Genomic DNA, 8,310 nt, shown 5'->3' with positions numbered 1-8,310 from the left:
GAAACTTAATAAACATGATGTATGGCTTCGAGTCTCCAATACAAAGCTTAAGTACCTGTCGCCTGAAGAACAAGTAAAAGTCGCCGAGTTAATTTATCTGATGGATGATGAAGCACGAAAAGAGTTTTCTGATTTATCTCCAAGGTTTTGGACTCAGGGTAGCTTTAAGTACGATACCTTGAATAAGCCTTTTCATCCAGGTCAGGAAATGGACATCGATGACGGCACATATTTACCGATGCCAATATTCGAATCTGATCCTAAAGTTGGCCATACACTCCTCATTCTGCTTGTAGATTCAGCCCTTAAATCTTTGGCTGCTGAACGCTCGGGTTGGGTATTTGAAACGAAGAGAACCTGTGGCAGAATCAAAATAAAGCATGAAAAAACACACATTGATGTGCCCATGTATGCTATCCCCAAAGATCAGTTTCTAAAAAAAGAAAAAGCTATGAAAATGGCAATGAACCGTAGCTTAATCCTTGGATCTTTGGAGGCTGAAGACGCCAAACCTGAATCGTACGAAGTTGATACTGAGAGTGTGAACTTGGCGTTGCGGGACGGAGAAAAGAAATGGTTAAACAGCGACCCGAAAATCGTTGAGGATTGGTTTGAACATAGCCGGAAACGAATAGGCAATCACTTACCAAAAGTCTGCCGTTACCTAAAGGCTTGGCGTGATGTCCAATGGCAAGTCGGCGGTCCATCTTCAATCAGCCTCATGGCAGCCATCGTCAGTATTTTAGACACAACACCACACAATAAAGACGACTTTGATGCAACAATGAAAGTCATTACGGATAACCTTCACAAAGAATTTGGTAAAGGTATTGAAAGTCCAGACCATACAGCTAATAGCCTTCTTTTTCCTCCTTTAAACCAGCATACCAAACGAGAAGATGACATTATGGCAAAACTGGAAGCGCTTCCGAATATTCTTCAAAGAGCTGAGAATGCTATATCTAAACAGGATGCATTGAGCATCATCAACACAGCATTTGGTCATCGTGTTACAAAAGAAGAGCTGATTGTGTCGGCTCCTGCGGCCCCAGCTTTCAGTATTGAGCCTGAGCCGTCTAGCTCAGCAGCTAAAATCAGTAGTACCATGGTGAGTGGCTAAAGAACGTGAGCCAAGAACTTCACCATGTTTTATTGAGCTGTGGGTATAAGTATACCCCAGCCTACCGCATCCCCAAAGAGGCTCTAATTTATAAGAAAGAGCCCCAAAGTGGCTACTACGTAAAACACTATAAAACCAGAATCGGGGAGTTCTCCGTCGCTCTTGTATTGTGTGGTGATATTCATACCGAACTTCCTGTTGCTTATATCTTGGATCTCCCAGATGTGTTGCGGGGGCGACTAATCCCACATGTATCCAACGAGAAGCTTCTTTGTTACGTCGAACAAAAGGAAGCTGACTGGGATCCCAATAATTTGGATAGCCTCTATAAAGATGTCGACTCGCAGATCCAATTAACTCTAGATAATGCAATGGATTCGATGGAATCTGGCGATCCTTATGATGATGAGCTTGAAGGGGAGTTTTCTCAATACTGGAACTCAGAAGAAAAGCTCTTTCTTCTCAAGGAGGCTAATCGAACAGTTAGGCTGACAACTTGGCTTTGTGAAAAAACGTTGCCTAATGGAGAGAGTGACATTGAATACGTTACGATTAAAGACGAAAAGGGCAAAAATGAATTGCTGGCTAAATGGTCAACTCACCGGGAATTTAATGACAATTTTCTAAAAGAGCGTCCGATATCTACACATTATATATCTGTTAATCCAAATAGATTAGCTGGCGTCATATGGCCCCCAAAGAGATTAAGCGATATCCTAAACTGGCTTAGCAACGTTGACCACAATGCTCGAAACAAAGTAATCGAACGTATCCTAACTTCGGGTAAAAAGCGCCACATCTTACTATTCGATGTTTACAACCAAGACATGCTTGCTGTTTACGTTGAAATTAACCCCAATACTATAGCGAAAAATCGGCACAAGTTAAAAAGTGTCAAAAAGTCGAGCATAAGAACCCAAATGTCGCTGCTTTGCGGCAAGTACACATGCACGAAATTCATTCGTCTAAGTGTAACTAAAGCAGATCGAAACACCCTTTTAAGCCGAAACGCTTCTCGTTCAGGAGTTGGTAACTTAAGCGATAAGCGTGTTGCGCTAATAGGATGTGGGACTATCGGTGGCTATTTGGCTAGTCTACTTTTGAGAAGTGGTGCAGGGTGTGGAGATAAGTATTTTCATTTGTTTGATAGTGATACTTTCGCTCCTCAAAACTTTGCTCGACACGCGTTAACTGCAAACGAGTTTGGCCATTCAAAAGCAAAAGCGTTAGCAAAAAGCCTGTTATCTTCAGTGCATATCGCGGAGAACATTAAAGGCCTTGATATGAACTTCCCCATCACTCAGTCGATGCTATCTAAGTACGATATTGTTATTGACGCTACAGGGCGCCCTCCTGTATCGAAAAGACTGGCTTCAACTGTCAGGATGATTTCCAATGGAAGACGTCCAATAATCATCCATGCTTTCAATGATGGAAATGGTAGAGCATCCAAAGTGTTAGTGGATAATGGCAGCCAGTGTTATGGTTGTATGGTGATGAATCCGGAAACCCACAGAGCTGAAACTGATCTCCGCTTTGGACACATCAATCATATGGACGAAAGGCATACAAGCTGTGGTAGTACATTTACGCCGTATGATGCTGCGGTAAGTCACATAACCGCGGCGTTAGCTCAAGAAGCGGTGCTTAATACACTAGAGCCAGATATGATTTGGACATATAACGAACACATGTTGGATGGCAGCAGATCTAAAAAGCCACGCATGCTAAAACGACAACCTAACTGCGCTATCTGTCATGCAGTATGAAGAGCTGGTATTCAAGGATGTCGATGGCAACCTTGTAGTTATAATGAAAAGTGCAATTGAGCTCTTACAATCACACCGCCAATTCGATTTTGAGAGTAAAGAAGCAGGCGGCGTTCTCATCGGAGAGCGCCGTGGTTCTCACTTGGTTATTTGTGATATTTCGGAACCAGGGGAAGGTGATACACGTCATCGTTTTAGCATTAATCGAAAAGGCCCGCATCATCAAGCTAAAGTAGATGTGGCTTTTAGCCTCTCCAATGGAACTCAACAATATATTGGAGAGTGGCATACCCATCCAGAAGATATTCCTTCACCTTCCTTTACAGATAAGTTCTCATGGCTACGTTATATATCCAGTCAAAAGCCGATGGTTGTTCTAATTGTGGGCCGAGAGCAGGTTTGGCTAGCCAAAAAGATAGGTAACCGATTATTCCCTATGTCACTCGCTTAATTAAAGTAGGAAAGTGTCATGTAGGAAGGTTGTATAGAACAACATTCTCGTAAGTAGATGAATTCGCGCCTGAATGTTACGTCAATCACGACTTATGCAGGCTAATTGTGCCAGCCGTCTGCTGGCCTTTCTGCCAGCATCGATTGGTCCAATATACACCCACTAAACTAACTTCGTTTTCTTCAAACCTGACATGAAGTTTGGCCGAGCCATCGAATTTAGAGTCATCTGTTTCAAGTGGACGATCAACGACAGACTCAAATATATAACTGAGGTAAAAAGATCCGTCTCGTTGGTCTTTGTATATTTCACTTTGGACAACGGTGCTTCGCTGGTATTTATCATCAGAGAGTAGGCGAATATCAAAATTAAAAAACGAAGCCTTTACAACTAATGTCACCGATTTTTTGTAAGGATTTCCATCGACATCTGTGAAAGTTGAAATAGTTTCACCTATCCAGACGCCATTTAAATCTGGGCAAACTTTTTGATTAAGAAAACTAGTCCCTAAATATGGAATTTGCCATACAGCCCGCCATACATATGTTCCAATAAGCCAAGTTAAAAAGATAAAAATAAGCAAAACTGGCATTGTCAATTGTGCAATTACGTCGAAACCATCGAATTTTAAAAAATGCGCTAAACCAGACCAACCACTGGAAAACCAAGTAACTCCGGAAGTTACTAGAAAACAGATTAAAAACATTAAAACTTTTGCTAACCCAAATTTCGGAAATATCTTCCACATAACTACCTCCAAAGGAACCAGAATGGTTTCTTTTTTTACACCAACGGTCGGGCAGGCCCGACCGTAACCTTACGCAAGCTATCTTTACAATACTCGCTCATTAAAATCTATGCGGTCCGTGAACGCAGTTTCCCTTCGAAGACTTTCACTTATGCCCCAAGCAATCTTATGTCCTATGTTGTTAGCAGCTGCAGTGGGCTTATTTACCTACCTGAAGTTATCCGAAACGTGCAGTCTCAAACGTAATTTCTAACTCGAAATTTTCTCCTATAAAATTCATGTAAAAGGCATGCAACTCACGTCGTAATAGCTAATTAAAAGTGGATAATTAGCTACTAACTCCCAGGGGTATGCAGAACATGATTTTGAGTCACTTTGGGACAAAAGAGTGTTCTTTTGTTTACGTCTCGGGCTGCTTGTTTGTGTTGCAGCTTCGGCTATTTAAGAAGTCTAGTTGAGTTTTGGTCTCCTTCTCTAACTCACCGGCATAGATTAATGATGTCTCGATATTGGCGTATTTTCCGCTTCTGCTTGCACTAAACCAATTGAACGACCCCACCGCCATATACCGATCATCAGCAAAAACGCTTTTACTATGGACACCATTTATCACATTGATAACGATACCAAGCTGTTCCAAGGTCGCGCAACAATGTTGAAACGCTTTTACTTTATTAGTATCTGGTTGGTTTGCTATCGTGGTATTGAAATGTCTGTCGGTGTGTATGGTTATCTGGATACCTTTGTACAGTGCTGTTTTTAGTAGTTCTAACTGCCCAGTTGATTGTAGTTTGTTTAGCACTAACCAGGGCGAGACGATATCGATTTTTCGTTGTACTTCCGTCAGCAGTTTTGAAAGGAACGCATCGTGTTCTTCGGCATTGGTTAGCAGTTTCGGATGGCCGCATATTTGTAATAAATCTGGGCGTTGACCAACACTAAACTTAAGCCCATTTCGCTCGTCAGTGAAGAGATACTTGGTGAGTAATCCTCGTGGAGAAGATGATGGCGCAGCTTCAATGATATCCAAATCACCAAATACTAAGAATGCATCTTTGGCTCGAGATACAGCGACGTTGAGCATTGACGGATCCATATCGATAAATCCGCCATCGTTGTGTCTGGTGTACACCTGGGAAAAAATAATAATTTTGCGCTCAGCACCTTGAAGAGAGTGAACGGTGCCAACGGTTAGTTGGTCATCCCCTTTGCCTGCTTTGATATTGAATTCACCACACGCAGTTTTGATCTGGTTCACTTGAGCTGAAAATGGAGTAATGATACCCACACATTTGGTCAGTGGCTCACCGTAGTAATTCTCTATTTCAACCTTATTAGCATGTAGCCATGCAGCGATAGTTTCTGCTTCTAACTTATTGAGTCGGCTGCCGCTAAATGATTCCGCGATACCGTCAACGTGCAAATGACTGAAAGGAGAGTAGAGGCTATCTTCGGTCGCTTGTCCTCGCTTGGGGATTAGGAGGCCTTGATAGCAAAGCTCATTGCAGTATGAGATTAATTCATCGTAGCAGCGTCTATGTTCTTGCAAAAACATTCCAGGCTCAGCTTCCGGCATATAATGAAATCGGCTTGCCTGCTGCGCTACATGCATCACACTGCCAGTCACGACACTTCGGCCTTCCTCTTGAATGACTGTGTATTCATCAGCAGAGCTGATAACTTTATGCTGCTGTAAATTACCCCGATCAATTGATGAGCACACATTTCTAATCGGCGGGATTTGGTAAATATCACCAATCACCAACGCTTTTTTGGCAAGTGAGAACGAGGCAGCGGCAACTTCTGGAGCTACTTGGCCTGCTTCATCAACGATCAAAAGGTCGATTTCATTAAGCAGATAATCCGTTTCAAATTCATTATTCCCAACGTGAGACTGGTAAGTCATATGAGAAGGCAGAGAATGGAACGTTGATACAATGCAAGGAGTGATCATCATTCGGCGTTGCCAGCGAGGACGAACCGTTTTCAAGCCTGTTTTCCTTGCCTGCTTGTTCAGATCTTGACCCAAATCTCGGCAACTGAGCAGCCAGCATGCTTCCCAGTAATGGACAGCTAAGCGGAACATTCGAAAACGGGTCGTGATATCTAAAACCGAATCGATGTCGGTCAGTTGTGGAATAGTATGTTCTGGAGAGCCTTCAGTAAAGATATTGATAGAATCAAGCCAATTCATTTGTGATTTCTCAAACTCTTGATACTGCTCTAACCAAGACTGATACCGTTTTTTTTGATTATCAAAATCGTCTTTTTTACTAGAAAACACTTGCTTGAGTAGGCTCTCAAATCGGTCTGATGGCAGATTTTCAATTTGCTCTTCATCGTGCTCAATAAGGTTAAACATGAAACTCCTGCGCTGAAGTTCAAGTTTATTCTTGATTGGCGGTAACCACTTAAACAGAGTTAACCATGTAGATTCATTGCCGAGGTAGCTTCGCCACGCTGTTAACTGTTCTTTGGCGTTATTTTTCAATGCTTGCGCATTAGAAACGGCTTGTTGTTGATCTGCCAATGTTTGTTGGGGATTGCCCCCCAGTCGAGAATGGATGTCATTCAGTTGGCGGTTGTAGTGATACCAATTGTTTTGGATGTAATCTAACTGGTTTTGATGTTGGCGCAATTCGGCAAGGAGATACGCTTTAACTTGCGTTACATCAGCAAAATTCTGTTGTGGTAATGCCTGTTTGGCCCTATCCAAATAATGAGCTTCGGCTTGATCGAGAAAATCCAACTGCTCGACTTTTTCATAGAAATGCTTAGTTTGGTAGCTTTTGGCAGCTTCCAATTCTCCGTACGCCGATGGCAGGTAGCCACCATAGCTAAAAATGTCGGGTAACCATCGGCCTGATAGTTCGTCGTCACCTTCATCGAAGTCTTTTCCAAAAGCATCAATGATGTTAGTTACTGCTTGATTATTAGTCGATGCAGCAATGATTAGCGGCGGTTGACACTCTTTTAGCGCAGATTCAATCCACAGTGAAGCGACTACAGATAGAACAAACGTTGTTTTACCTGTGCCAGGAGGACCATTTACCGCAAGAATATCTCCTTCTTGCATGGCTAAGGTATGGGCTAAGGCATCGCATTGAGCTTTAGCCAGCGGGAATTGACTATTTGAGTGGCCAAACCGCAAATTCACTGTCTGAGATACATCAATACATTCATCGTGGTTGGTTACTGTTTTTGACGCGTAGCTATCAAGCAGAGGCAAGGTTGTGCTTGAATTGCTCAGGTTATCGTACAGTTTTAAAATATGCCTTGAAGCTCCCAAGCACACGCTGATTTTGTTGACTAATCCGTGACTTTTAATGTCTTCGTAGAACTGCTCGATTTGGTTGCTATCGCAGTAATCGGCAAATAGTTTTTGGGTGAGGCCGTAGTAGTTGAACCAATCTTTTTGATGGTTCTGATATTGTTCTTCTTGTTCGAATTGAGCTGGAATACTTTCAGTAGACGGTGCCGGAATTTCATATGTTGTCAGGAATTCATCGAGCTTATCGACGTCAGCGATAGTAAATGTGTCATTTCCTTGAGGGGTAAGCAAATCACGAGGTATTAATGGCGTAGTGTGGGGAAATAGTAGTCCTTCACGATTAACCCATAAAGAGCAAACTATCGGTGTCAGTACACCAGGCATATTTCCGCAGTAATCTTTGCCATGAACTTTCCGAAGATAATACGTGACCGGTCGATGATGAATTTGTACGGCGGTTAGGGTATCTGGTTCATTACGAAACAGATCTTTTAGCAATGCAGAATCAGGTTTAAGCTTACCTTCTTTGAACTCGTCGGTTGTCACTCGTGCATAATTCTTCAGATCTTGCTTTTTTAGTGCACCTTTCGCACTATCGGCATCGGCCAGAGAATTACGCCAATAGTGAATCCAGCCTTGATTATTCATACACGGTCCTTGAAGTTTTCGTGTTAAGCGTGTGATTTTAGAAGAATATTCTATAACCAATGGAGTGTTTTTTGTTAGAACTTTGAACAATTTATTGCTCGGCGACTTTCCCTTTGAACCATGCGGATGATAACTATTTGAGTAGTTAAAGAATTGGGGTTGAGGTATTAAAGTCTATTTTCCCAATTCCATATGAATTCAATGATTAATTCTGTGAATATTTAGCTACTGGTGACTTTTGGAAGATACCGCAAAAATTGCGCTTGTAGGCATACCTGTAATTATCCACAAGTTACTAATGAT

At 42.2% G+C, this 8,310-nt stretch carries 5 protein-coding genes; 3 read left to right on the top strand and 2 right to left on the bottom strand.

Going from position 1 to position 8,310, the window contains the following annotated elements; all coding sequences use genetic code 11:
• The 3 genes from RH85_RS22970 to cap3 form a co-directional block, all read left to right on the top strand.
• A partial coding sequence (locus RH85_RS22970; RefSeq protein WP_006712153.1) for a CBASS cGAMP synthase occupies window positions 1-1,120 on the top strand: 1,120 nt, incomplete at its 5' end.
• 5 nt (window positions 1,121-1,125) lie between these two features.
• Window positions 1,126-2,889 carry an E2/UBC family protein gene (locus RH85_RS10220; protein WP_006712152.1) on the top strand — a complete coding sequence of 588 codons (1,764 nt, stop codon included), beginning with the start codon at window positions 1,126-1,128 and terminating at the stop codon, window positions 2,887-2,889.
• Entirely contained in the window at window positions 2,879-3,340 is a 462-nt protein-coding gene (gene cap3 / locus RH85_RS10215; protein ID WP_006712151.1) for a CBASS system CD-NTase/cGAS isopeptidase Cap3, read from the top strand. Before RH85_RS10220 ends, cap3 begins: the two co-directional genes overlap by 11 nt.
• Before the next feature lie 85 nt (window positions 3,341-3,425).
• Here the strand turns inward: cap3 and RH85_RS10210 are convergent, their stop codons facing one another.
• Together RH85_RS10210 and RH85_RS10205 are read right to left on the bottom strand one after the other, a co-directional pair.
• Entirely contained in the window at window positions 3,426-4,088 is a 663-nt protein-coding gene (locus RH85_RS10210; protein WP_006712150.1) for a hypothetical protein, read from the bottom strand.
• 400 nt (window positions 4,089-4,488) lie between these two features.
• Window positions 4,489-8,007 carry an AAA domain-containing protein gene (locus RH85_RS10205; RefSeq protein ID WP_006712149.1) on the bottom strand — a complete coding sequence of 1,173 codons (3,519 nt, stop codon included), beginning with the start codon at window positions 8,005-8,007 and terminating at the stop codon, window positions 4,489-4,491.
• Window positions 8,008-8,310: the final 303 nt, after the last annotated feature.

The organism is Vibrio ichthyoenteri ATCC 700023 (assembly GCF_000222605.1).
Taxonomy (GTDB): Bacteria; Pseudomonadota; Gammaproteobacteria; order Enterobacterales; family Vibrionaceae; genus Vibrio; species Vibrio ichthyoenteri.
Note: the sequence above shows the minus strand (reverse complement) of the source record. Positions and strands in the feature narration are given on the sequence as shown.